This is a genomic window from Bradyrhizobium sp. Arg237L (assembly GCF_029990105.1).
Taxonomy (GTDB): domain Bacteria; phylum Pseudomonadota; class Alphaproteobacteria; order Rhizobiales; family Xanthobacteraceae; genus Bradyrhizobium.
Genome location: NZ_JAQMIL010000008.1, coordinates 152,168 through 173,321 on the forward strand (window position 1 = coordinate 152,168; position 21,154 = coordinate 173,321).

Below are 21,154 nucleotides of genomic sequence, written 5' to 3' on the forward strand. Positions count from 1 at the left end.
ATATCATGTCTTTTCATGCTCTCAATCTGATCGACGGCGTCTGGCAACCGGCATCCTCCGGTGAAACGATGCCGAGCATCGATCCCTCCAATCAGGCCGTGATCGGCCGCGTCGAGGCCGGCGGAAAGCAAGATGCGGAAGCGGCGGTATCGGCCGCACGCCGCGCTTTCGGGCGCGCGGATTGGTCGCAGAATCCGCGGCTTCGCCAGCTGGTCATGCTGAGATGGGCGGACCGGATGGAGCGGCGCGGTGCCGAACTGGCGCGCCTTCTCACGCTGGAGAACGGGAAGCCACTCGCGCAATCCCGCGGCGAGATCGAGGGCAGCGTCTCTGAGATTCGTTACTACGCGGGATTGACACGTCACATCCCGGGCCACGTTCTCGAGGTCGAGCCGGGGACGTTCTCGACGATGCTGAGAGAGCCCGCAGGCGTCGCCGGCCTGATCATTCCGTGGAACGCGCCCGCGGTGTTGCTTATCCGCGCGTTGACGCCGGCCCTTGCCGCCGGGTGCACGGCGGTGATCAAGCCAGCGCCGCAGACAGCTCTCGTTACTGCCGAGATCATCAAGTGCCTTAGCGAAGTCGAGCAGCTTCCTGCCGGCGTCGTTAATCTCGTCAACGAGCAGGGTCACGACGTGGCGGAATATCTCGTCACTTCGCCCGAGGTCGACGTGCTCAGCTTTACCGGCTCGAATGCGACTGGGCAGCGCATCATGGCTGCGGCTGCGCCCACCATGAAAAAGCTGTCGCTCGAACTGGGCGGGAAGTCGGCCTGCCTCGTCTTCGAAGATGCAGACGTCGAAGCAGTCGCCCCAAAGCTCGCTGCCGCTGCAACCATTATTGCCGGACAGCAATGCACGGCGGCGCGACGTATTCTCGTTCACGCGTCGCGATATGACGCGATGAAAGCGGCGTTGGGATCCGCGCTCGCGAGGCTGAAGCTGGGCTCCGGCCTGGCGGCGGAAACGAACATGGGTCCCTTGATCGATGCCGGTGCACTTGCCGCGGTTTCGCGTAGCATAGCCGATGCGACGGCTGCAGCCGACGAGGTTGTGCTGCGCGGCGCACGGCCGAACGGCGATTTGGCCAAAGGATTCTTTCTGGCTCCGACGCTGGTCGCTCACCGCGACACGTCGGCGTTCTTCGTGCAGGAAGAAATATTCGGTCCCTTCGTCGTTATCGAGAAATTTGATGACGAGCAGGAGGCGGTTGTCCGCGCCAATCACAGCGAGTACGGCCTCTCTGCCAGCGTCTGGACCCACGATGGCGCGCGCGCGATGCGCGTCGCACGCGCTTTGCGCAATGGCACGGTGTGGATTAACGACCATAACAGGCTGTTCGCCGAAGCGGAAACCGGTGGATACCGCCGCAGCGGACTGGGCCGGCTGCACGGTTACGATGCGCTGATCGACTTCCTTGAGATCAAGCACATCTATCAGAACTGCGGCACTGTCTAGCGATCGACGAACTGCATTTTGACGGTGTGATCATCGGCGGCGGCTCGGCAGGCTGGTTCTTGCTAATCGGCTGCGGGCACTAGGCCGCAGATCTGGCTGTGTCCGCTAGCCCCTTTGAGGCCTGCACATCGGCCACTCTTTCGATTCCTGGAAGCTGCTACTCGTCTGGACAGCCAGTCATATTGGTAACTTGTCGACACCTGACTTCAATGGTTACTCTGTTGGTTGCAGTCCAGGGTGACTCTCATGGCTGATCAACGTCCCGCTCGGATCTTCGTTGCGGATTCCGTGGGTTTGGATTTTCTGAACACGCTCGCAACTCCTTTGGATATTGAGGTTGAGTGGATCGGATCGGGCGAAGACCTGATTTTATGGCTTCTACAAGCCGATTTGGTGCCGCCCGAGGTCGTCGCTGATCTGCGCAAAAGGGCGGTAGCGGGGGAGTTTGATGCGGTTGCGACTCAAGCGCGCAAACTGCGCGAGTGGTTTCGCAGATTCGTCAAGGCGTATAAGGGCAAGCCGCTCAAGCCGAGAGTCCTCCAGGAACTGGAGCCGCTAAACCGCGTACTCATCAGGGACGAGCAATTTGGCCGGATCGTTGCTCGTGAGACCGTTCGGAAGAGGCCGACGAAGGGGGATGGGGATCAAGCGCCAGTTTCGGGGTTGGCATGGAGCCGTCAGCGCCGCTGGCGATCGCCTGATGCCTTGCTGCTTCCAATCGCGCAAGCGATGGCGCAGCTTGTGTGCGAGGAGGATTTCCAATACGTCAAGGCCTGCGAAGGACACCGTTGTACCTTGATGTTCGTGGATAGAACGCGGGGGCGTGCGCGCCGTTGGCCGCCCAAGCCGGGTAGGCGGCCTTCGCTGCGGCTACGGCGGCGTCGAGCTACTGCTTGGAGGCCCGGCGGGCACTGTGCCAGCACTTCCTCCGTCGCGATCCAGCGCCCGTCCGGCGATCAGGGCGTGACGTACATTGCCTTCCCTTGCGCCAGATACTGGAAGAGCTTGTAGCTCATCCAGATATAGCCGCCGCTGCCGTTCCACTGGTGCCCCCAATCCGGGCCGAAGCTGTTCTGGATCAGGATGGCTTGCTGGTCGTCGTCGTAGCCGATGATGAGCATGCAGTGGCCGACGAGCTTGCCGTCCGGACTCTTGTCCTTGTTGAAAGGGCCGGTCATCGGACTCGGCGAGGTGCTGTTGTAGCTCCCGAAGCCCTCGTTCAGCGCGGTGCCGTAGCAGAGCGCGCCGCCATTGGCGATCACCGCCTTGATCGAATCGAGATCGGACGTGTCCACCATCGCCCAGCCGGGAATCTGGAAACTCGCGTCGACGGTCGCGTTCGCATCATAGCTCGACCAGAGCTCGGGGCAGTTCGGATAATACGGCGCCGTTGCCCAGTTTGGCGTTCCTGCCTGGGTCAGAAGGTCGAGATAGGAGTTGAGCCGCGAGCCGTTGCAGGTGCTGACGCCGTAGCTCTTCATGACTTGGATATAAATGTGGGCCGGGCTCGCCTGCAGCGATGCGGTCGACGGCGATTGCTTCGACACGGCAGCGGCGGTGAAGGTGGCAAGACCATAGGTCGAGGCCCACGCGGCGCAACTGCCCGGACTGCCCTGGTGCTGCGCCGTGCCCTGCGCCTGCGGTGGCGGCAGATAGTCGGGATTGACGGTCGCAGATGTGGGGAGCGCTCCGGCGAACACTGGCCGGATCGAGCGCCCGGTCTCGGCGGTTGTCGGATCGTACCCTGGATTGAAGATGACGTTGAGAGCAGCTTCCTGCGTCGACATGAGAGCCTCCGTTGTGTGATGTGGAATGATCGGGACGAGACCGGGCGGTCATGCCGCCCGGCGGGGTCTTGCAGCCGGCGAACCGGTCATGGTGATACGGCTTCCGCTGTCTTGCGCCGGGACCGGCTTTGGCTCGTCGCCGCGCTCGCTCGCGCCAGTAGAGCCTCGTCGCCGCAGCGCGGCACGAGCCGCAGCGTGGCGCGCTGCACCTGATTGGGATCGGCTGCAGCTTCGCGGGCCTGCAGCAGATGCTTCGGCAACGCGCTGTCTTGAAGAAGCGATAGGTCTCGATGATCCGTCATGTGTCAGGCTCCGTTTCGATGAGAAACCGTGTCGGGATCGCGATGGTGCGATCTCCGGCCTCACGGGCATTGCGGGACTGTGTGCGGAGTCGGAAATGTCGACGGCATCGCCGGGATGCTGCGCAGCTCGCCGAGCAGGATGCGCCCGCTGGTCGTGATCGTGTCGCCCGCGCCGCCGCTGGTGTTGCCGAACACGAGTACGCCGACCTTGTGCGTGGCATCGAAGGCCATGTAGGTCTCGTAGCCGTCAAAGCCGCCGTTCTTGTCGAAGTAGTCGTTGGACAGTTGCCAGCCGAGCCCCATAGACAGCACGTTGGACGGCGGGTGGACCTTCTGGGTCTGTCTCATCGCCAGGCCAAGATGTCCCTCCGGCGGACTGATTTCGGCCTCCAGGAACGTCAGCATGTCGGCGAGCGTCGACGACAGCGCGCCGGCGCCGAGCCCCGCTGAAGTCAGCACCCAGTCCGGCGGCTCGACCGTCTTGTAGGACGGCGGCAGGCTCGTGGGCGGGACGTAATTGTAGCCTTGCGCGACCTTCGCCTTCACGGCGCTGTAATTGACTTGCGTCGACGTCATCCCGAGCGGCACCGTCACGCGGTCGACCACAAGCGCCGGCCAGTTCTGGTACGTCGCGTCCCAGTTGAACGCGCTATTGCCGCCAGCATAGGCATGCGACAGCAGCACGCCGAGAAGCGCGAAGCCCGGATTGCTGTAGACCCAGTGTCTGCCGGGCGCATAAGGCGGCGTGAAGTCGTTCAGGAATGCGCCCAGCGACGAGAGCGGATAGTCGCCGAACGCCGGCCGCTGCCCGCATACCGGGGTCGGGAATCCGGCGCTGTGGGTGGCGAGGTGCCAGAGCAGGATGTCGCCGTGGGGCTGTTTCAGGATGATGTCGGACGGCAGCAGATCGGTGACGCGGGTGTCCTGCTTCGTGGAGGTCTGCGATGCCGCGAGCGCCAGAAGCGTTGCCGTGAACACCTTGGTGTTCGAGCCGATGAAGACCACGGTGTCCTCAATCGAACCGGTGCCGCCCTCATGCAGGTCGACTTGTCCGAACCGGAAATAATAGCGCTGGCCGGCGACCGTCGCGCCGACCAGGATTCCGACGGACTTCTTCGGCTCGGGGATCCCGAGAGGTGCGACAAGAGGTGAAAAGAGGTGATCGACTATTGTGCTGATTCCGTTCGCGTTCTGCATCGCAGTCTCCAGTCGCGTGCCAGCCTCAGACGCCGAGGCGACGTATCTGTTGCAATTTAGGAAAACGCCGTCGCCGCGAGGGCTTCCGACGCCGTGACGCCAGTTGCGAGAAACCGGAAGGCCATCGGCACAATCCTTCTGTTCGGCGACTTGCGTCGCCGGTAGCCGGAAAACTTTGTAAGGTCTTTGCGCTTGAGTGCTTCGGTTGGCGCTATTCAGCGAACAACCTTAGATCATATCGGATTCAAGACCACTACCCTTTCGGGTAGTCGTGCGGACAATCGGGCTGCACAACTTATGGATGGTAACGTAGGGAGATGGGATTCAAAGAAAATATGTACCGAATGCTTTCGTCGCGGCGCGCCATAGGGTCTGTTGCCTCGCTAGCTGCAGCGGTCGACGGAACCAGCTCCCGACAAAGACAAACGCGATCGGAGTGATGCAGGTTCAATGGCTCGCTTGTCGGAATGGATTGCCGCTCGGCGCTCAAGCTGTCCGACATCGAACCGCGCATTGGGACTCGCGGACGCCAAGTGTGGTCAACTCTCGCAGCCTTACCTGACCTGCGATTGAAACTGGCGGTGCTTGAACGCCGTCAGCGCGACGACGATCACACAGCACAGCGCGTTGAACCCGTTGGTCAAGCCCAGCGTGATGTCCCCGAGATTGGAGAACGAGTAGACGGCCGTTGATCCGTTCGCGGCAGTCCAGAGAAACCAGGTCGAATAGGAAATGGCTGAGGCACCATTGGTATCGTGCGCGATCCTGTAGATCTGCGGCAGATAGGAAATGACCCGCAGAGCGTTGAAGACCGTGAACAGGTAGTACGCTAGATCCGAAAACATCATCCGTGCACCCGGCTTTCGTCCGATCTCAGATAGAGCTCTTCATGAGGCGCTCCGTCAGCTTTGCGGTGCGCCGCTCGTCGATCCCTGTGCCCTCAAATGTTGGCTAGCTCTGCTACCGCATCATGACGCGCGCGGACTGAGCGACTACATACGTAACCGAAGTGTGGTTTGGCGTGCCGTTGTTTGAGCCGTCAAACGGTGCGCCATGTATCCCGTGCCGGCAGCGTCACGCTGGCGGCTTCAAGGCAGCGGGCGGAATGCGCTTGACATAACAAAACGATGCCGTATCATTTTTTGGAATTTCGATGTGATGAGCGCAATCTCGCGTCCAATCGGCTCGGCGCTCTTTCGCTGAGTTCACGCGGTCTTTACCTGATATTCAGTGGATAGTTGACGCCGAATTCAACGAACGCATGTCAATCGCGATATGGGACTGGTTCGTACAGCCACGTCAGTAAGCTTGGTCATGAGAACCGCCGAAAAGACTACATGCCTTCTCCACACGAATAGTCCGCCGCGCATGAGACCCAGAATTCCATTACCGTTTTCGGCACTGCTCCTACTCTTGCTTTCTTTCCAAGAGGCTACGGCGCACGCCATCGTGATCAAGTCGTCGCCCGCGGCCGACGCGGTCATGCCTGCCGGCAATGTGCCGATCCATCTGCAGTTCAATAGTCGGATCGATCACGATCGTTCAAAAGTGACGCTGATCGGCGCTGGTGGGACAGAGCAGCGGCTCACACCGGCGGCCGACTCGCCGCCCGATGCCCTGGATGCCGAGGCAAAAGGTCTCAGCCCTGGTGCTTGGCGTCTGCGCTGGCAGGTGCTGAGCGTCGACGGGCACATCACGCGCGGCGATATTCCGTTCACCGTGCGATAGCCGTGTCGCTCTTTCTCGACATTTTCGGCTTCCTGTCCGTCGTTCTGCGGGGGCTGATTCTCACTAGCCAGACTTTCACGCTCGGCACGCTTGCGTTCCTGCTTGTGCTGCTGCAACCGCTCGAGCCCTGGCTTTCCGTCGAGAGCGCCAAGACTGGCAGCCGTTGCCGGACATTTCTTCTTATCAGCTCGTTCCTCTTGGGCATCTTCACGCTTTGCTCGCTCGTACTTAACGCGCTCGCGCTTGTCGGCACGCTCGAGCTTTCGTGGGCGGAGGCCGCCGGGGCCGGTTTCGTACGAGCGGACCTCGTGATCGCCGCTTGCGCCTTCCTCATTGCTCTTCTCGCAAGAGCGTCGTGGAAAACATCACGGCTTCTCTTTCTTGTCGGCCTCGCCGCCGTGATCTTGATCGCGCAGCTTTCGGTCACTCACGCAGCCAGTCGTCTCGACCTGCGATGGCCCTACCTCGTCTCAGGGGGGCTGCACATGCTCGGTGCCGCGGTCTGGATCGGAGGCCTGCCGTGCTTCCTGATTGCGCTCAACCTCTGTCAAGATCCGGTTGACTGGAAGCTGATCGGGCGGCGCTATTCTCTGATGTCTATGGCTTCGGTGGGCGTCATCCTCGTTGGCGGCATCGTGATGTCGATCGGCTATATCGGCTCCTTCGAAGCGATCTACGGCACTGCCTACGGCGTCATGACAAGCGCGAAGGTCTGCCTGCTGCTGATGCTGCTCGCCCTCGGCGCCTTCAACTTCTTCACCGTCGACCGGTTGCGCCGCGACGCTTCAACGCCGATCATCCGGCTGAAGCGGTTCGCCGAAGTGGAGATCGGGATCGGTGCGGCTGTGATCTTTGCCGCCGCCTCCCTGACGTCGCTGCCGCCGGGCGTCGATCTGGCCCAGGACCGGGTGAGCTGGTCCGAAATCGTCGAGCGGTTCACGCCGCAATTCCCGATCCGCCTATCAAGCCCTGATTATGACAAGCTCACCGTCGCGGAATTGCAGAGAAAAATTGCTGCGGCCGATGCGCAGCGGACAACGGCACCGCTGGCCTATGTCCCAGGCGAGGGCACGATCCTGCCCCGCAACGCGGCGGATGTCGCCTGGTCGGAATTCAACCACCATTGGGCGGGGATCTTCGTCATCCTCATCGGCCTTCTCGCCCTGATCCAGCATTTTCGCTGGGGCCGGTGGGCGAGGCACTGGCCGCTGCTGTTTCTTGCCATGGCCATGTTTCTGTTCTTCCGTGCCGACGAAGCGGCGTGGCCGCTCGGACAGTTCGGCTTTTTCGAATCGCTGCGCGATCCGGAGATCGCACAGCATCGCATCTTCGTGCTGCTGATCGTCGTGTTTGGTCTGTTCGAGTGGCGCGTGCAGGTCGGCGGGCTCAGGAAGAGCAAAGCGGCGCTGGTGTTTCCGCTGACCACCGCGATCGGCGGCGCACTGCTGCTCACCCATTCCCATGCCATCGCCAATATCAAGGACCAACTCCTGATCGAGATGAGCCACACGCCGCTGGCGCTATGCGGCATCCTTGCCGGATGGGCCCGCTGGCTGGAGCTGCGTCTCGACGGCAGGGCAAGCCGGATCGCCTCCTGGATCTGGCCCGTGGCATTCATCCTCGTCGGGCTGATCCTGCTCGATTACCGGGAGGCTTGACCCAAACGGCAAATCGACGTTTCGCGGCGATCGGTAGACCTGCTTGGCACCGCCCCGTGTTCGAATAGACTGGACCCAATTGAGATGACTTGACGGCGCGGCATCGACCGGGGAGTTGTCTTGCAACCGGATCTTGCCGGACGGAGCCGAGCCACATGAGTTTCCATTCGATCTACCGCCACGGCTTCGCCCGGGCCGCCGCCTGCGTCACGGTGTCCCGCGTGGCCGATCCGGCTGCCAACGCGACCGCGATCATCGAGGCCGCCGACGCCTGCCACAGGCAGTCGGTGGCAACAGCGGTATTTCCCGAACTGTGTCTGTGCGGCTATGCGATCGAAGATCTGGTCATGCAGGATCCGCTCCTGGATGCGGTGGAGCGGGGGCTGGAGCGGATTCGGGCCGCATCGACCGAGCTGATGACGGTCCTGATCGTCGGCGCGCCGCTGCGTCATGGGGCACGGATCTACAATTGCGCTGTTGTCATTCATCGTGGCCGCATTCTCGGCGTCGTTCCCAAGACGTACCTGCCGACCTACCGGGAGTTTTACGAAACCCGTCACTTTGCCTCCGGTGCGGGACTGACCGGGTTGGAGATCACGATTGGCGACGTTCGCGCACCCTTCGGCGTCGACCTGCTCTTTGCGGCGGACGATGTTCCGGGACTGACCATCGGCGTGGAGATCTGCGAGGACATGTGGATCCCGGTGACGCCGGGATCGGAACTCGCGTTGGCCGGGGCGACCGTGCTTGCAAATCTCTCGGGCAGTCCGATCACGATCGGCCGGGCGCTGTCGCGTGATCTTCTGTCGCGATCCTGCTCCGCGCGCTGCCTTGCCGCCTATGTCTATGCTGCGGCGGGAATCGGGGAATCGACCACCGATCTGGCCTGGGATGGCCAGACCTCCATTTTCGAGAACGGCGTGCTTTTGGCGGAGGGTGAGCGCTTCCGGCAGGACGGACAGATCACGATCGCCGACATCGATCTGGATCTGCTGCGTCAGGAACGCTCCCTGATGAGCACCTTCGACGACAATCGAAGGCAGAAGAGTGCCGGCGCCTATCGGAAGATCGGCTACTCGCTACGGCCTCCGATGACGGACATCGGATTTGCGAGGAAGGTCGAACGCTTCCCATTCGTGCCCAGCGACCAGAGCCGCCTGAATCAGGATTGCTACGAGGCCTACAACATTCAGGTCGCGGGCCTGGTGCAGCGGCTGCGGGCCATCGGCACGAAGCGCGTGGTAATCGGCGTGTCGGGCGGGCTCGATTCCACGCACGCTTTGATCCTTGCCGCCAAGGCGATCGATCTTCTCGGATTGCCGCGATCGAACATTCTCGCCTACACGCTGCCGGGCTTTGCGACCGGCAGCGAAAGCAAGGCCAATGCCCTGGCCTTGATGCAGGCGCTGCAGGTGAGCGCCGGTGAGCTCGATATTCGCCCGGCCGCCACGCAGATGCTCCGCGATATCGATCATCCCGCGGGGCGCGGCGAGCCGGTCTATGACATCACCTTCGAGAATGTGCAGGCGGGGCTCCGCACCGACTATCTCTTCCGCCTCGCCAATTATTGCGGAGGGATCGTCATCGGCACCGGCGACCTCTCCGAACTGGCGCTCGGATGGTGCACCTATGGTGTCGGCGACCAGATGGCGCACTATAACGTCAACGCCGGCGTGCCGAAGACGTTGATCCAGCATTTGATCCGCTGGGTCATCGCGACAGGACAATTCGACGATGAAGTCGCAAAGACGTTGCGCGCCATTCTAGCCTCGGAGATTTCGCCTGAACTGGTGCCTGTTCAGGCCGGCGAGACCCCGCAGAGCACGGAAGCGGCCGTCGGACCCTATGAGCTGCAGGACTTCAATCTGTTCTATACGCTTCGATTCGGCTTCCGGCCGTCGAAGATCGCGTTCCTCGCCTGGCATGCCTGGAACGACGTCGCCAAGGGCGAATGGCCGGCTGCGTTTCCAACCGACCGGCGCAAGGCCTATCAGCTTGCCGATATCAGGCGCTGGCTCGAGGTCTTCCTGCGGCGGTTTTTCGCGTTCAGCCAGTTCAAGCGTTCCGCGATGCCAAACGGCCCCAAGGTTTCGTCGGGAGGGTCCCTGTCGCCCCGCGGCGATTGGCGCGCTCCCTCCGACGCCAGCGCTGCGGCATGGTTGGAGGATCTGGAACGAAACGTTCCGTCCGCCTGATGCCGACAGACCGATAGGCACCGCCGGAGCTGATTTGCGTTGTTATTGACCAAGCTCAACGCTCCGGCAGCGGAAAATGGGCTGAACGAAGGTGTCCGTCCGTAGATGCCGGCATGTTCTTGAGAAGGGTCGACCAATGCCCAGGAGCAAGCAACGCGGTCCCTCACGGAAAGCAGGTTTCTCGACCCGAATCGGGCCGGTAAGAACGTCGATGGCCAATAACGTCGCGGGTTCGGCTCGAAAGTCAGTCAAGCCATCGCTCACGAAGCCTTTTCATGTCGCCGTCGATCGGCAATTGAAGTCCGAGCACGAAAGCTACGAGGCCGCCGAGAAAGCCGCGATCGAGATCAAGAAGCGACATCCGAAGCTTCATGTAACCGTGTTCGACGCCAAGGAGCAGCGCCACACGCCTGTCGAGTTGCCGACGGCGGCGAACGGCCGGCACGGCCCCAATCACAACCCACACGGCAAGCCCGCAACGCCGCGCAAGGCCACCGCCGCTGGACGCCACTAGAGCATGATCCGGAAAAGTGGAGACCGGTTTTCCGAAAAAGATCATGCTCAAACAAAGAGCTAGAGTGGGATGACGATTCGAAGAAAAGTCATCACGCTCTAGAGCGGCTGCTCAAACTCCTCCACGGAATGCCCGAACTGCGACAAGGCTTCTTCCAGATAGTCGCCGAGTAACGGCATTCCCAGAAGATATTCCGCCGTGCGCCTGTTGTGCGCGTGGGCGGCCTCCGCGCGAAGGTCGTCCCACTCGTCGAGTTCGCCGTCGCCGCGACCGAGCCACGTAAGCGTCACCAGGTCGACCTGTTCGTCCTCGTTCAGGCCGCGGATGATCGCCGTCAGTTCGCCGCTGACGGGATCGTCGCGATGATCCTCGAGCACCGAAAGCATGGCATCGTCGCTCGCGTTGGAGGCGGGCTCCGGGTCGGTCACCGCGTCCTTGACGTCGAACTGCCGTGCCTTCGCGAGGATCGCCGCGACCTTCGCGGAGGAAATGGTAATTTGGGGAATTTCGTTCATGGCAGACCTCCTCGCTGAGACCGCCAACCTAGCCGTTCTGTGATGGTACTCCATTGATGCGGGTCAAACTCGGCGACGAAGCGCGGCGCAATGTCGCGAGAGGCCGTCAGTATGTCGACCGCCGCTTCGACGTCGCGGTGCTTGTTCGCAAGGCGGTCGCGTCCTATCGTGGAGGCGCTGAAGGTTGAATTGGCAGGGGCGGCGCGTCTATCCTTTGTACCCGACCTGCCGTGCGCCGGCGCAGGATACTCAGATGGACCTTTGGCCAATCCTGCAATCGCTCGCGCTCTTGACCTTCGCGAACGGCACGCCGGTCATCGCAAAGAAAATATTCGGGTCTCGTTTGGCATTCCCTTTGGATGCCGGGGTGCATTTCGTTGATGGCCGCCCCTTGCTGGGCCAGTCGAAGACGATCAGGGGTGTCGTCCTTTCCGTCGCTGTCACTGCGGCGGCTGCGCCGGCGCTTGGCGTGAGCGTTGCCACGGGTGCTCTGGTGGGATGCCTTGCCATGCTCGGCGACATCATCTCCAGCTTCATCAAACGTCGTCTCAAATTGCCGTCCAGCGCCCAGGCGATTGGGCTCGACCAGATTCCGGAATCGCTTCTGCCGTTGGTGGTCTGTCAGACCGCGCTATCGCTGACATGGGTCGACATCATCATTTGTGCCGGCATTTTTCTGGTAGGGGAGCTGATGATCTCCCGCGTGCTGTACATGCTGCACATACGCGATCAGCCCTATTGAGGCGCGAGGTCGCCGACCCGCGAGCCATCGCGGGCTATGGCGTGATGCGATTTGGTTTCACCTCTCCCGCTTGCGGGAGAGGTCGCTGCGCTCTTGGCGCAGCGGGTGAGGGCTCTCTCCCCACGGATAGTCCCATCGCGGAGACACCCTCACCGCGGCCGTCTCCCGCAAGTGGGAGAGGGAGCACAGCGTTCATCGCGGATACGATCCGACCTCATCTCATCATGCTCTAGATGCCATCCCTGCCAATGACCTTGCGGCGCAATTGTTCGCAAAACTCTTCCAGCAACCGCTGGGTTTCTTCCATTGTCGCAAGCAGCCGGCTCGCCTGCGATCGATTGGCCGGATCGAATCGTGGGTCGTTCAATTTGCTTCTGAGCTGCTCGAGACGTTTCCGGCCGGCCAGTACTCGATCCTCCGCGAACTGAAGCTGCTCCAGGTCGTGGCTCAGCTTGTTCGCCTCCTCGATCAGCAATTTGGTGATGGTGGACCGCTTCTCCGGCGTCAGGTCGTCGTCCCACAAAGCCTTCAGGAAGTGATCGATATTGGCGCGGACCACGAATCTGTCGGTCGGTGTCTCGTAAGCGCGATGCGCCTCGGAAATCCGTCGCTCGATGAATTCTCGCTCGGCATCGCTCAACTGGGTCTTCAGGAGCCGGCGGTATCGTTCGATATTCTGCGTATAGGTCAGGCGGGGATCGCTTGAATCCGACGACATCGACCGCTTTCCCCATTCCGCCATCACCGCCAAAATTATCGCGTACCAACTGAAAAAAGGCAGCCTCCTTGGTGGGCGAAAGTTTGATCAGGATCAAATTTGCGCGGCGCGTGTTCGCGGCCAGTTCCGGTTGCGCCAACGCCGGCGAACGTAGGTATTCTTTGACGGCGATCAAAAAAGAAACCCGGCAGATCGGTTAATCATCAGCAATGGAAAGAGGTGGACGACATATGCCGACTAACGCAACTCGCATGGCGGGACCCGCGATTCGTGCGACCGATCCCTGGACGCCGGGTAATCCGAAGAAGCGTGTCCGGCATCAATTGTTGAGCAACGACGAGCGCGCACAGCTTGCAAAGATCGCTGCGATCGTTCGCCTCGAGAAAGGTGAGCGGATCTACAATCAAGGCGACCGCGCCGATGCGGTGTTCAACATCATAAGCGGGGTCGTCACCGCATATCGGATGCTTGCGGACGGACCGCCCGTCATGTCCTTTCTCTATCCCGGCGACCTCTTCGGTTTGACCGAGGAGGCACGGTACACCAACACGGCCAGGGCCACGACCCCGGTCATCGCCTACAAGATGCCGCTGCAGTCGGTGCAGCGGATTCTGAGCAGCAGCGCCAATCTCGACGTGCAGGTCATTGTGAAGCTCTGCGACGAATTGCGTCAGGCGCAGCATCATGCGGTTCTCCTTGTCCAGAAAAGAGCGGTGAGGAGGCTCGCCATGTTCCTGGAGCTCCAGGAGCACCTGCAGATTGCGCGGAACGAGCCGATCTCGGAAATATATCTGCCGATGGATCGTTCGAGCATCGCCGACTATCTCGGCATTACCCTTCCGGCGCTTAGCCGCGCATTCCGGGCGCTCGTCGTAAAGAAGATCATAACCACGCGAGGCCGACACCATGTCAAGGTCGTTGACCGGGAGGCCTTCAAGAAGATGGCCGATGCGTGAGCCGTCGGAGGCTGGGCCGGCGCCGCGCACCGGCCGGCGTGCCCGATAATCCCGCCGATGTGACAGATCGTGAAGCCGCCACGCCTTGGGACGATGGCGGCTCGAACGCACTTCATCAGATGAAAGAGGGCGACAGGTTAATTGGAGTAAACGCGATGCGTGCTTTCTTGGCCTTGGGCCTGTTGATCATCCTGTCTGCATCGGCGAGTGCGGCGACGATGCATCACCACTTCGAACCGCGACATATCATGGTTCCGCCTGGCCCGTTCTACGCCGTTCCGGGTTGGGCTTATGAAGCGCCTCGGCCGCCAGTGCACTACTACGACGACACGCCGAGCTACAACGATCCGTCCAAGTTTGGCGGCGGCACGGCGCTATAAATAGCCACTGGTTCACGGCGTCTAGTTGCTCTTCTGGAGCGCGGCCGTCTGCTTGGCGAGCTGTTTGTCGAAATCCTGTTCGAGGCCCGCCGCGTAGGTTGCGAGCTCGCCGGGCTTGACGAATGGGTTCGGCGCGCCGTCCTTCATTTGCGCGCGCTTCTGTTGCATGCCGTAGACTTCCGGATGCGGGCCGAGCAGCACGTCGATCTTCATCGCCTTGGCCCTGGCGAATGTCGACCGGTAGTCGTCGATGATACCGGGATGCGTCGGGTTGCCGACCAGCCTGTTGAGCGCGACGGTCCCGCTGCAGAAGAACAGCACATCGCGGTCCTGATTGCCGTCCTTGACGGTCATCTCCCAGCTCGTGCAGCCGGGTGAATGGCCGGGCGTCGCGTGCGCCGTCAGCGTGGTGTCGCCGAGCGTGACCTTGTCGCCTTCCTTGACGGCGCGGTCCACCTTCACAGGCGGGAAGCCGATGTCGGTGTTCTTCTCATCACCGGGATAGTATCCACCTTCCAGCAAGGGCTTGTCGCGTTCGCCCGCAATGAGCTGCGCGCCAGTCTCCTTCTTGATCTCGGCAAAGCCGCCGGTGTGATCGAAATGCGCGTGCGTGTTCAGGATGTATTTGATGTTGCCGAGCTTGAAGCCGAGTTTGGCGATGTTGTCCTTGATCATGCCGGTGGACTGCGGAAGTGCGGTGTCCATGAGGATCAGGCCCTGCGACGTCTTGATAATGTAGACGGCGATGCCGTCGGTGCCGACGTAGTAGATGTTGCCGATCAGTTGAAACGGCTCGAACGGCGTGGTCCATTTCTTGGTGACCTGCGCCAGGAAATCCTTGACGGTTTGCGCCTGCGCGCCGGTTGCGAACAGCGCCAGGGCGCACAGCGCGGCTGTGAGCGTCCTCATGATTGCCTCCCCTTTGTTTTTTATGGTGCGCAATAAAAAGCATTGATGCGCGATTTGAGCGGCCAGCTCAAGCATGATCTCGCTCGAGCCGACGCTGTGAGACTGCGTCCCGGTTGTCCCGACGCCCTTGAAGCGTGCGCGTTAGCGACGAGCGCCGAAGGCAAACGGAGAAGCGCCGGGCAGCAAGGACGAATTGATGTCGCTGTCGATGCGCCCCGACTGTTGGGTGTAGCCCACGCCAAATGACAGGCTGAGATTCGACGCCGGCTGGATTTCGATGCCCGCATGCGCGCTATAGCCGGGCAACGTGCCGGACACGGAGTCGAAGGGAGCGAAGGGGCTGCCGATGCCGGTATTGTATTTCAATGTATCGAAACCGGCATAGACCGTGAGCGGCAGCCCGCCCGCATTCTTGAAGCTGTAGCCGAACTGCACGCCCTCCGTATAGAGCGAGCCGAAATTGCCAAAGGATGCATACTGGCTGATGCCGCTCAAGCCCAGGGCGCCGCGTTCGCTGCCGACGAACCACCCGTTCGGGAAATTGTAGCGTGCATAGGAAAAGCGGCCGCCGCGAGCGTCACTGGCGTCAAAGCTCGGAAAGTTGCCGTATGCGTTCGCACTCTGGTCGACCGTCACATTGTCAAAGCCGAGGGGCCAGCCTGGAGTCCAATATGTCATGGGGGCAACTTGGCCGTGGGCCGTTTGTCCGCCCAGACAGAGCGTTGCTAAAGTGACCGCGAGACCTAATCTGCCTGAGAAAACTGACATTCCGCACTACCGCCAAGTGACCCTCAACTATACGCTCCGGATATCAAGAACGCCAGCGCGGCGCGGCCTGCTGTCGCATCATCAGATTTCGCCGCGATACGTCCGGTTTGGCACTGCGCATGTGTGTCGTTACCAGTGCGAGAAGCACCGCCTCACCACGTGGAAAACGGTCCCGCGAACGGCCGGCCCCAGAAAAGCTGGCGATCGCGTACGCGCGCGGAGGGATACTCGCTCGCCGGAGCGCGTCGTCGCATCTTGATTCCTCCCTGCGGCTCGCCGCTCATGAGGACCACGAATTCCGTTCCTTTGCTGGTTTCGGAGCTCGGCCCCTCGTCGGTGATGATCAAAGACGAACGCGGCGTTATCCCGGCGATGCGATCCAGTACGTCCTGCGGAATGACAATCCGGTCGAGCGCGGCCGTTGCGCCGGCTGGTTCCGTCTTCTTTGGCTCAACCTCGCGAGCTTTGCGGCCGCGTGCCGGATCGTGAGGTTCAGCTGTGCCGTCGTGCGGACGGCTGCTCTCCAGTGAAACAACACTCCATCGCACGCCGTTGCCGCCGTCGGTCGGCTCCATGGCAGTGAAGACATGTGTGCCGATCGAACGATCGGGGTCCTGGATGGTGACCGGGCTGTCCAGGACGGGCTCAAATGCTCGCCGGACGTAAAGCCGCTGGGTCTTGCGGCTGATCAGCACCGATACCGGCTCGAGCTCGCGCGCCGCCTGGCGTGCGGCCTCGGCTGCCGCAATCCGCGCATTCTCCGCGGCGACGGCGGCTTCGCGCGCCGCCGTGACGGCATCGAGCTTCGGTTGCAACTCCGCCTTTGCCGCAGTCCATTGTTCCTGCAACTCGGCAATGCGGGTGACCGCCTGCGCCTTGGTGCGCTCGGCCTGTTCTTTTGCCTCAGGCGAAGTGGCGGAGCCAAGCGCAGCCTCGGCGCTGGCCAATTGCATCTCGGCCCTGCGCTTCAGATTGTCCGCAACGCGCACCGGCATCGATGCCTGTGTTGATTCCCGGTAAGCCTTCGCGGAGGCGAGCCTCGCCTGATCCGCCTTTCTGGCCGCCTCATCGGCTTCTGCGCGACGGGTGGCGGCCAAAGCAACGACGCCCGGCTTCGGCTGGAGCAGAGCCGGATGGGCAATCTCGATCGGCGCCACATCCGTGGGTGCCACGATCACGCGCAAGCCGATCCGCGTGTCGTCGAACAGACGCGCTGCGAAATCGAAAGGCATCCGCACGCAGCCATGGGATGCAGCATAGCCGGGCAACGGGCCGCCATGGAGTGCGATGCCCGACCAGGTGATGCGTTGCATGTGCGGCATGTAGGCGTCGTCATACAGGTTGGAGTAGTGCTCCGCTTCCTTCTGGATAACGCTGAAGATCCCGGCGGGCGTTTCGCGTCCTCTCTGGCCGCTCGACACTGGCGCGCGCAGGATCCAGCCATTGGCGTCGTAAACGGTGATCCGCTGGTCCTGGAGCGCAACGATGGCCATGATCGGTTCGCCGGCGATGCGCGACTGGATGGATTCGACCGAGCGCTCACTCCGGCCGCCCCTGGCGTCCGCAGGGTCTCCGGCCGCGATCAGCGCGGCGAGAACGGCGATGACAAGATACGCTGGCTGCCGCCGTGTCTGGTTGCGCTTCCGTTTCACAAAACAGGGAATCATGCGCATTCCATCTGCAGCACCAGCCGGCCCGATCCGAACCCGTATGGTTCTTGGGACATTCGAGCGGCGCAATTAAGGAATTTGGCAGAGCTTGCCCGCGTCGTGGGAGCGCATGCTTGAAATATGGTTAGGTCGTTCTCCCCTTCGACGCTCTTGCGTTTTTTGTGCGTTTCGCTGCGCCGCGATCGTACCGCATAACCAGCCGGGTGCGCTTTTTCACATCCGCTTGCGCGTGGCGAACTTTCGTTCCGCCGTGGTGAGAAGCATATTCTTTGCCGTCGATCGGCGCCACATGCGGCGGATCTCGATCGAGATACGGTCGCCCGATGCCGAACTCCTTCCCGTGGGCGTCGACCCATTTCCAGAGGGTTTCAGTGGAAATCCATCGCTGCGCCCGTGTCGCGCCTTTGACGCTCACGATATCGGCCGCAAGCCCGTGGCCATAGCCGCCGCGCAAGCTTCCGCCATGGTACGACCTGTTGCTTGCCGCCTTCAGGCCGCTTGCGATCGATTGACGGTAGTCATCGCGGAACGCGCTGGTGATGCCGGGCGACAGCCCGGCTTGCTCGGCTGCGTAAAGCGCATGGAACAGTTTCAGCTTGAAGCCCCGGTCCATGCCTCCGATCACGTAGTCCATCATCGGCATGCCGGCTCTTTCCGCCGCCTTCGGATCCTTCCAGGTAAAGTCTGCATCGACGAGCCGGGTAAAGGTCCTGGTGACAGTCACCATTTTGCGCTTCTTCCGGACTGTCACTTTCCTCTGCTCATACACCTTGTTGGTGTCTTCCTTGGGCGTACGTTGGTAGAGCGCCCACAGGTATCGGTCGACGCAGATGTCCACGACCAGGCATTCGTCGAGAATTTCGATGCGGTTTGCGGCCTCCCTGCCGTCGTCGTTCAGGACCGGGTCAGGCGTGTTCGCTGTCGCCATCTGCATGGGCGGTATTTCGGGCGGCACCATCTGCGACGCATCGGGCGGCGCAGCTTCGACGATCGGTTCCGCCTCAACCGAGGCCGCCGTCGTATCGGTAACGATCCCCTTCACCGACTCGACGGCCGCGGCCACATCGGCGGAAGCGACGACAGTGGCGCTTCCCACTGCGGCTTCCTGTGGTACATCCGCGAGCTCGGCGTTGGTGGGAAGATCGACGTTGGTGGAAAGAGATGGTGCGGGGTGGTCCTCAATCGGCAGCGCGCCGGAATGCTCGATGCTGGCCGAACCTAAGCCGCCGAGCGATGCAACGACCCAACCTGCGAGAACGATCGTTCCGCACAGCGCCGGCGCCACTGTCGCAAATTGCCGCGGGTTCATCCCGTAGCCTCCAAAGGGCTCCACTTGAGCCGAGTTACACAGCCAAGCATGCGACGGTGTTGATCTTTCGGATCAAGTTGTGGACGCACAATGGCGGAAAGTGCAGGTTGACACTTTTTCCTGGAACTGTTGCCCGGATGCAACGCGCTGCCGACGCGGCAAGCGATTTCGTCAGGTTGGCGGGCGGCAGAACGCCGCGCTTTCAGACAAATACAAATTGGATTGTAGTTAATCGAAGCGCGGGAAACGGCAGCAACGCACTCACCTGTTACGGGGCAACGGCCCGCGCTTCCGCAAGGAATGGCTGGAGTGCCGGATTGAGATTGCTTGGCCGCCAAGCGACCACGTGCTCGATGGTCGGTGCTTTTTCAAGCTTGCGGTGGACCAAATTCGCAATGCCGAACTGCCCCATGGATTGCGGCACCAGGGCAATGCCAAGGTTCTCCGCTACGAGATTCACGATTGTCTGCTGAAGTGCGACTTCGAGCCTGAACGTGGGCTCAAACCCGCCGGAACGACAATAGGCGACGATCGCCTCGCGCAGCTTCGGTGCGACGTCGGTGGGGACAGCTATCAGGGGCTCGCCATTGAGTTGCTTGGCCCGGACGACCTCATGGTCGGCGAGAGGGTGGCTGACGTGCACCGCCAAGCACAGCCGCTCGCGATAAATCGTCTGCGTCTCGAGGCCGCGAATGGGGCCCGGGTTGAACATGATGGCTGCATCGAACTGCCCGGCCAGCACAGCATCGACCAAAGTGGCGGGAACGACCTCCCGCAATTCGACGCGCACTCCCGGGTGATTGGCCATGTAACGCCGCGCCAGCCCCGGCAGGACGGTGTAGGCCGCGTGCATCATGAAGCCGATGGAAAGCTCGCCCAATTCGCCGCGCTCGGCCAGACGCGCGTTACGACAGGCCTGGTCGAAGCTGATCAGCACCGCGCGTGCGTCTTCCAGGAAGCGCCGGCCGGCATGGGTCAGCGTCGCGCGCCGTGAGTGACGCTCGAACAGGCGGACGCCGAGTTCCTTTTCCAGGGCTGCGATCTGCCGGCTCAGCGGCGGTTGGCTGATGTGGAGGCGCTCGGCTGCGCGCCCGAAGTGGAGCGTCTCGGCCAAGGCCACGAAGTAACGCATCTGCCTGATGTCGATCATGATGCCGAAAAGGTATGGATGGGGGCGTCAATCGGTATTGGATGATATCAGAACGGCCGGATAGAGCTAACCGGCAATTTTGAAGTCAGGCTCTCCGATGCTCTCGACCCTCACCACCGTCCTCCCCATTTTTGCGCTCATCTTCGCAGGCTGGCTCACTCGCCGGCTCGGCGTCCTCGGCTCCCACGCGTCGGCGGAACTGAACCGCTTCGTGGTGTCTCTTGCGCTCCCGGCCCTGCTCTTTGACGTCATCGCGCACGCGCAATGGACCGACGTCTGGCAGCCGGGCTTCATCGCGGCATTCGGCATCGGCGCGGCGCTGGTTTTCTGCCTGACAATTGCCGTTCGTCTGCGCCGCCCGCGGCACCTGGCCGACGCCGCGATCGACGGCCTGAATGCAGGCTACGCGAATGTTGGCTTTGTCGGTTTTCCGCTGGCGCTGGTGGCGCTTGGCCGCGACGCATTGGCCCCGACCCTCATCGCCACGATCATCACGGTCTGCATCCTGTTTGCGATCGCCATCGTGCTGATTGAGGCCGGCCTGCAAACCGAAAAGCGACGCAAGCACCTTCTCATCAAGGTGGGCGGCTCGCTGCTTCGCAATCCCTTGCTTGTCGCGCCTGCGCTGGGGGCGATCGTTCCGCTCGCCGGGCTCCGTGTTCCCGCCCCAGCAGAAAGTTTCCTGAAACTGTTGGGTGGCGCAGCCTCGCCCTGTGCGCTTGTTGCGCTCGGACTGTTCCTTGCAGCCAAGCGCGAGACCACGGAGCAGGACATCGGATCGGCAGCTCTCCTCGTCAGCTTCAAGCTTGTCCTGCAGCCGGCCGTCACCTGGGTCATGGCGACCGCCGTGTTCGGCCTGTCACCGTTGCTCACCCATGTTGCGGTTCTGCTGGCGGCTCTCCCGACCGGGACAGGCCCTTTCATGCTGGCGGAGTTCTACCAGCGCGAGGCTGATATCACTTCCAATGTCATCCTTGTTTCCACTGCTGCATCAGTTCTGACCGTGAGCGGGTATCTCGCTTTGGCCGCTAGGGGGTACTCATAACGGCGCAGATGTCGGCTTTTGACGGCTAAGCAGACATCTTCGGCTCGATGGGCGCATTGCCGGTTTTGACCCTTTGCGGACAATCTGGGCTATCGAAGTGCAAGCACCAGCAGGACGTGATCACGCCGCCCTACCCACGTCGTTCGATCCGGTG

The 21,154-nt window shown here is 61.7% G+C and carries 22 protein-coding genes; 11 read left to right on the forward strand and 11 right to left on the reverse strand.

Going from position 1 to position 21,154, the window contains the following annotated elements; genetic code table 11:
* Positions 1-5 precede the first annotated feature (5 nt).
* The gene (locus OZ411_RS07265; RefSeq protein ID WP_282527375.1) at positions 6-1,457 is read left to right on the forward strand and encodes an aldehyde dehydrogenase family protein; all 1,452 of its coding nucleotides are present in this window, start codon (positions 6-8) and stop codon (positions 1,455-1,457) included.
* A 246-nt stretch (positions 1,458-1,703) separates the two neighbouring features.
* Positions 1,704-2,468 (forward strand): CGNR zinc finger domain-containing protein, encoded by a 765-nt coding sequence (locus tag OZ411_RS07270; protein WP_282527376.1) that lies wholly within the window; start codon positions 1,704-1,706, stop codon positions 2,466-2,468.
* Here OZ411_RS07270 and OZ411_RS07275 read toward each other — a convergent pair.
* From OZ411_RS07275 to OZ411_RS07290, 4 genes are all read right to left on the reverse strand, one after another.
* Positions 2,414-3,244: a C1 family peptidase gene (locus tag OZ411_RS07275; RefSeq protein ID WP_282527377.1), complete on the reverse strand. Its 831-nt coding sequence runs from the start codon at positions 3,242-3,244 to the stop codon at positions 2,414-2,416. The genes OZ411_RS07270 and OZ411_RS07275 overlap by 55 nt on opposite strands.
* A gap of 86 nt (positions 3,245-3,330) precedes the next feature.
* The gene (locus OZ411_RS07280) at positions 3,331-3,546 is read right to left on the reverse strand and encodes a hypothetical protein (protein WP_282527378.1); all 216 of its coding nucleotides are present in this window, start codon (positions 3,544-3,546) and stop codon (positions 3,331-3,333) included.
* A 60-nt stretch (positions 3,547-3,606) separates the two neighbouring features.
* Complete coding sequence (locus OZ411_RS07285) at positions 3,607-4,743, reverse strand: serine hydrolase domain-containing protein (protein ID WP_282527379.1); 1,137 nt, start codon at positions 4,741-4,743, stop codon at positions 3,607-3,609.
* 554 nt (positions 4,744-5,297) lie between these two features.
* On the reverse strand, positions 5,298-5,588 hold the full coding sequence (locus tag OZ411_RS07290; protein WP_130579905.1) for a hypothetical protein: 291 nt from the start codon (positions 5,586-5,588) through the stop codon (positions 5,298-5,300).
* Positions 5,589-6,192: 604 nt separating this feature from the next.
* Here OZ411_RS07290 and OZ411_RS07295 point away from each other — a divergent pair.
* The 4 genes from OZ411_RS07295 to OZ411_RS07310 all read left to right on the forward strand — a co-directional run bounded on the left by OZ411_RS07295 (position 6,193) and on the right by OZ411_RS07310 (position 10,838).
* Positions 6,193-6,471 carry a copper resistance CopC family protein gene (locus OZ411_RS07295; RefSeq protein WP_349016983.1) on the forward strand — a complete coding sequence of 93 codons (279 nt, stop codon included), beginning with the start codon at positions 6,193-6,195 and terminating at the stop codon, positions 6,469-6,471.
* A 2-nt stretch (positions 6,472-6,473) separates the two neighbouring features.
* A complete protein-coding gene (locus OZ411_RS07300; protein ID WP_282527381.1) occupies positions 6,474-8,129 on the forward strand; it encodes a CopD family protein in 1,656 nt (551 codons plus the stop codon).
* Between the two features lie 155 nt (positions 8,130-8,284).
* Positions 8,285-10,324, forward strand: coding sequence for an NAD(+) synthase (locus OZ411_RS07305; protein ID WP_282527382.1), 2,040 nt, complete (start codon positions 8,285-8,287; stop codon positions 10,322-10,324).
* Between the two features lie 211 nt (positions 10,325-10,535).
* Entirely contained in the window at positions 10,536-10,838 is a 303-nt protein-coding gene (locus tag OZ411_RS07310) for a hypothetical protein (RefSeq protein ID WP_130583942.1), read from the forward strand.
* Positions 10,839-10,936: 98 nt separating this feature from the next.
* On the opposite strand, the gene OZ411_RS07315 is transcribed toward OZ411_RS07310, so the two are convergent.
* Positions 10,937-11,353, reverse strand: coding sequence for a DUF3775 domain-containing protein (locus tag OZ411_RS07315; protein WP_130578008.1), 417 nt, complete (start codon positions 11,351-11,353; stop codon positions 10,937-10,939).
* A 56-nt stretch (positions 11,354-11,409) separates the two neighbouring features.
* On the opposite strand from OZ411_RS07315, the gene OZ411_RS07320 reads away from it, so the two are divergent.
* Together OZ411_RS07320 and OZ411_RS07325 are read left to right on the forward strand one after the other, a co-directional pair.
* Entirely contained in the window at positions 11,410-11,541 is a 132-nt protein-coding gene (locus OZ411_RS07320) for a hypothetical protein (protein ID WP_282527383.1), read from the forward strand.
* 101 nt (positions 11,542-11,642) lie between these two features.
* Positions 11,643-12,095: a CDP-archaeol synthase gene (locus OZ411_RS07325; protein ID WP_282527384.1), complete on the forward strand. Its 453-nt coding sequence runs from the start codon at positions 11,643-11,645 to the stop codon at positions 12,093-12,095.
* 229 nt (positions 12,096-12,324) lie between these two features.
* Here the strand turns inward: OZ411_RS07325 and OZ411_RS07330 are convergent, their stop codons facing one another.
* Positions 12,325-12,813: a hypothetical protein gene (locus tag OZ411_RS07330; RefSeq protein WP_282527385.1), complete on the reverse strand. Its 489-nt coding sequence runs from the start codon at positions 12,811-12,813 to the stop codon at positions 12,325-12,327.
* Positions 12,814-13,064: 251 nt separating this feature from the next.
* On the opposite strand from OZ411_RS07330, the gene OZ411_RS07335 reads away from it, so the two are divergent.
* Both OZ411_RS07335 and OZ411_RS07340 read left to right on the forward strand, forming a co-directional pair.
* The gene (locus OZ411_RS07335) at positions 13,065-13,769 is read left to right on the forward strand and encodes a Crp/Fnr family transcriptional regulator (protein WP_282527386.1); all 705 of its coding nucleotides are present in this window, start codon (positions 13,065-13,067) and stop codon (positions 13,767-13,769) included.
* Positions 13,770-13,807: 38 nt separating this feature from the next.
* Positions 13,808-14,149: a hypothetical protein gene (locus OZ411_RS07340; RefSeq protein WP_282527387.1), complete on the forward strand. Its 342-nt coding sequence runs from the start codon at positions 13,808-13,810 to the stop codon at positions 14,147-14,149.
* Positions 14,150-14,170: 21 nt separating this feature from the next.
* On the opposite strand, the gene blaBJP is transcribed toward OZ411_RS07340, so the two are convergent.
* From blaBJP to OZ411_RS07365, 5 genes are all read right to left on the reverse strand, one after another.
* A complete protein-coding gene (blaBJP, locus tag OZ411_RS07345) occupies positions 14,171-15,058 on the reverse strand; it encodes a BJP family subclass B3 metallo-beta-lactamase (RefSeq protein ID WP_282527388.1) in 888 nt (295 codons plus the stop codon).
* A 141-nt stretch (positions 15,059-15,199) separates the two neighbouring features.
* Positions 15,200-15,826: a hypothetical protein gene (locus tag OZ411_RS07350; protein WP_282527389.1), complete on the reverse strand. Its 627-nt coding sequence runs from the start codon at positions 15,824-15,826 to the stop codon at positions 15,200-15,202.
* 152 nt (positions 15,827-15,978) lie between these two features.
* On the reverse strand, positions 15,979-17,499 hold the full coding sequence (locus tag OZ411_RS07355; protein WP_282527390.1) for a L,D-transpeptidase family protein: 1,521 nt from the start codon (positions 17,497-17,499) through the stop codon (positions 15,979-15,981).
* A 121-nt stretch (positions 17,500-17,620) separates the two neighbouring features.
* Positions 17,621-18,805, reverse strand: coding sequence for a peptidase M15 (locus tag OZ411_RS07360; protein ID WP_282527391.1), 1,185 nt, complete (start codon positions 18,803-18,805; stop codon positions 17,621-17,623).
* A gap of 268 nt (positions 18,806-19,073) precedes the next feature.
* Positions 19,074-19,955, reverse strand: coding sequence for a LysR substrate-binding domain-containing protein (locus OZ411_RS07365; protein ID WP_282527392.1), 882 nt, complete (start codon positions 19,953-19,955; stop codon positions 19,074-19,076).
* 97 nt (positions 19,956-20,052) lie between these two features.
* On the opposite strand from OZ411_RS07365, the gene OZ411_RS07370 reads away from it, so the two are divergent.
* Positions 20,053-21,000: an AEC family transporter gene (locus OZ411_RS07370; protein ID WP_282527393.1), complete on the forward strand. Its 948-nt coding sequence runs from the start codon at positions 20,053-20,055 to the stop codon at positions 20,998-21,000.
* The last annotated feature ends 154 nt before the right edge of the window (positions 21,001-21,154 follow it).

Bases quoted from the DNA above. Each gene is read 5' to 3' on its own strand.
- OZ411_RS07370 (WP_282527393.1), top strand. From the start codon at position 20,053: ATGCTCTCGACCCTCACCACCGTCCTCCCCATTTTTGCGCTCATCTTC.
- OZ411_RS07280 (WP_282527378.1), bottom strand. From the start codon at position 3,546: ATGACGGATCATCGAGACCTATCGCTTCTTCAAGACAGCGCGTTGCCG.
- OZ411_RS07310 (WP_130583942.1), top strand. From the start codon at position 10,536: ATGGCCAATAACGTCGCGGGTTCGGCTCGAAAGTCAGTCAAGCCATCG.
- blaBJP (WP_282527388.1), bottom strand. From the start codon at position 15,058: ATGAGGACGCTCACAGCCGCGCTGTGCGCCCTGGCGCTGTTCGCAACC.
- OZ411_RS07315 (WP_130578008.1), bottom strand. From the start codon at position 11,353: ATGAACGAAATTCCCCAAATTACCATTTCCTCCGCGAAGGTCGCGGCG.
- OZ411_RS07265 (WP_282527375.1), top strand. From the start codon at position 6: ATGTCTTTTCATGCTCTCAATCTGATCGACGGCGTCTGGCAACCGGCA.
- OZ411_RS07320 (WP_282527383.1), top strand. From the start codon at position 11,410: ATGCGGGTCAAACTCGGCGACGAAGCGCGGCGCAATGTCGCGAGAGGC.
- OZ411_RS07275 (WP_282527377.1), bottom strand. From the start codon at position 3,244: ATGTCGACGCAGGAAGCTGCTCTCAACGTCATCTTCAATCCAGGGTAC.
- OZ411_RS07270 (WP_282527376.1), top strand. From the start codon at position 1,704: ATGGCTGATCAACGTCCCGCTCGGATCTTCGTTGCGGATTCCGTGGGT.
- OZ411_RS07350 (WP_282527389.1), bottom strand. From the start codon at position 15,826: ATGTCAGTTTTCTCAGGCAGATTAGGTCTCGCGGTCACTTTAGCAACG.
- OZ411_RS07290 (WP_130579905.1), bottom strand. From the start codon at position 5,588: ATGTTTTCGGATCTAGCGTACTACCTGTTCACGGTCTTCAACGCTCTG.
- OZ411_RS07305 (WP_282527382.1), top strand. From the start codon at position 8,285: ATGAGTTTCCATTCGATCTACCGCCACGGCTTCGCCCGGGCCGCCGCC.
- OZ411_RS07360 (WP_282527391.1), bottom strand. From the start codon at position 18,805: ATGAACCCGCGGCAATTTGCGACAGTGGCGCCGGCGCTGTGCGGAACG.
- OZ411_RS07355 (WP_282527390.1), bottom strand. From the start codon at position 17,499: ATGCGCATGATTCCCTGTTTTGTGAAACGGAAGCGCAACCAGACACGG.
- OZ411_RS07335 (WP_282527386.1), top strand. From the start codon at position 13,065: ATGGCGGGACCCGCGATTCGTGCGACCGATCCCTGGACGCCGGGTAAT.
- OZ411_RS07285 (WP_282527379.1), bottom strand. From the start codon at position 4,743: ATGCAGAACGCGAACGGAATCAGCACAATAGTCGATCACCTCTTTTCA.
- OZ411_RS07365 (WP_282527392.1), bottom strand. From the start codon at position 19,955: ATGATCGACATCAGGCAGATGCGTTACTTCGTGGCCTTGGCCGAGACG.
- OZ411_RS07330 (WP_282527385.1), bottom strand. From the start codon at position 12,813: ATGTCGTCGGATTCAAGCGATCCCCGCCTGACCTATACGCAGAATATC.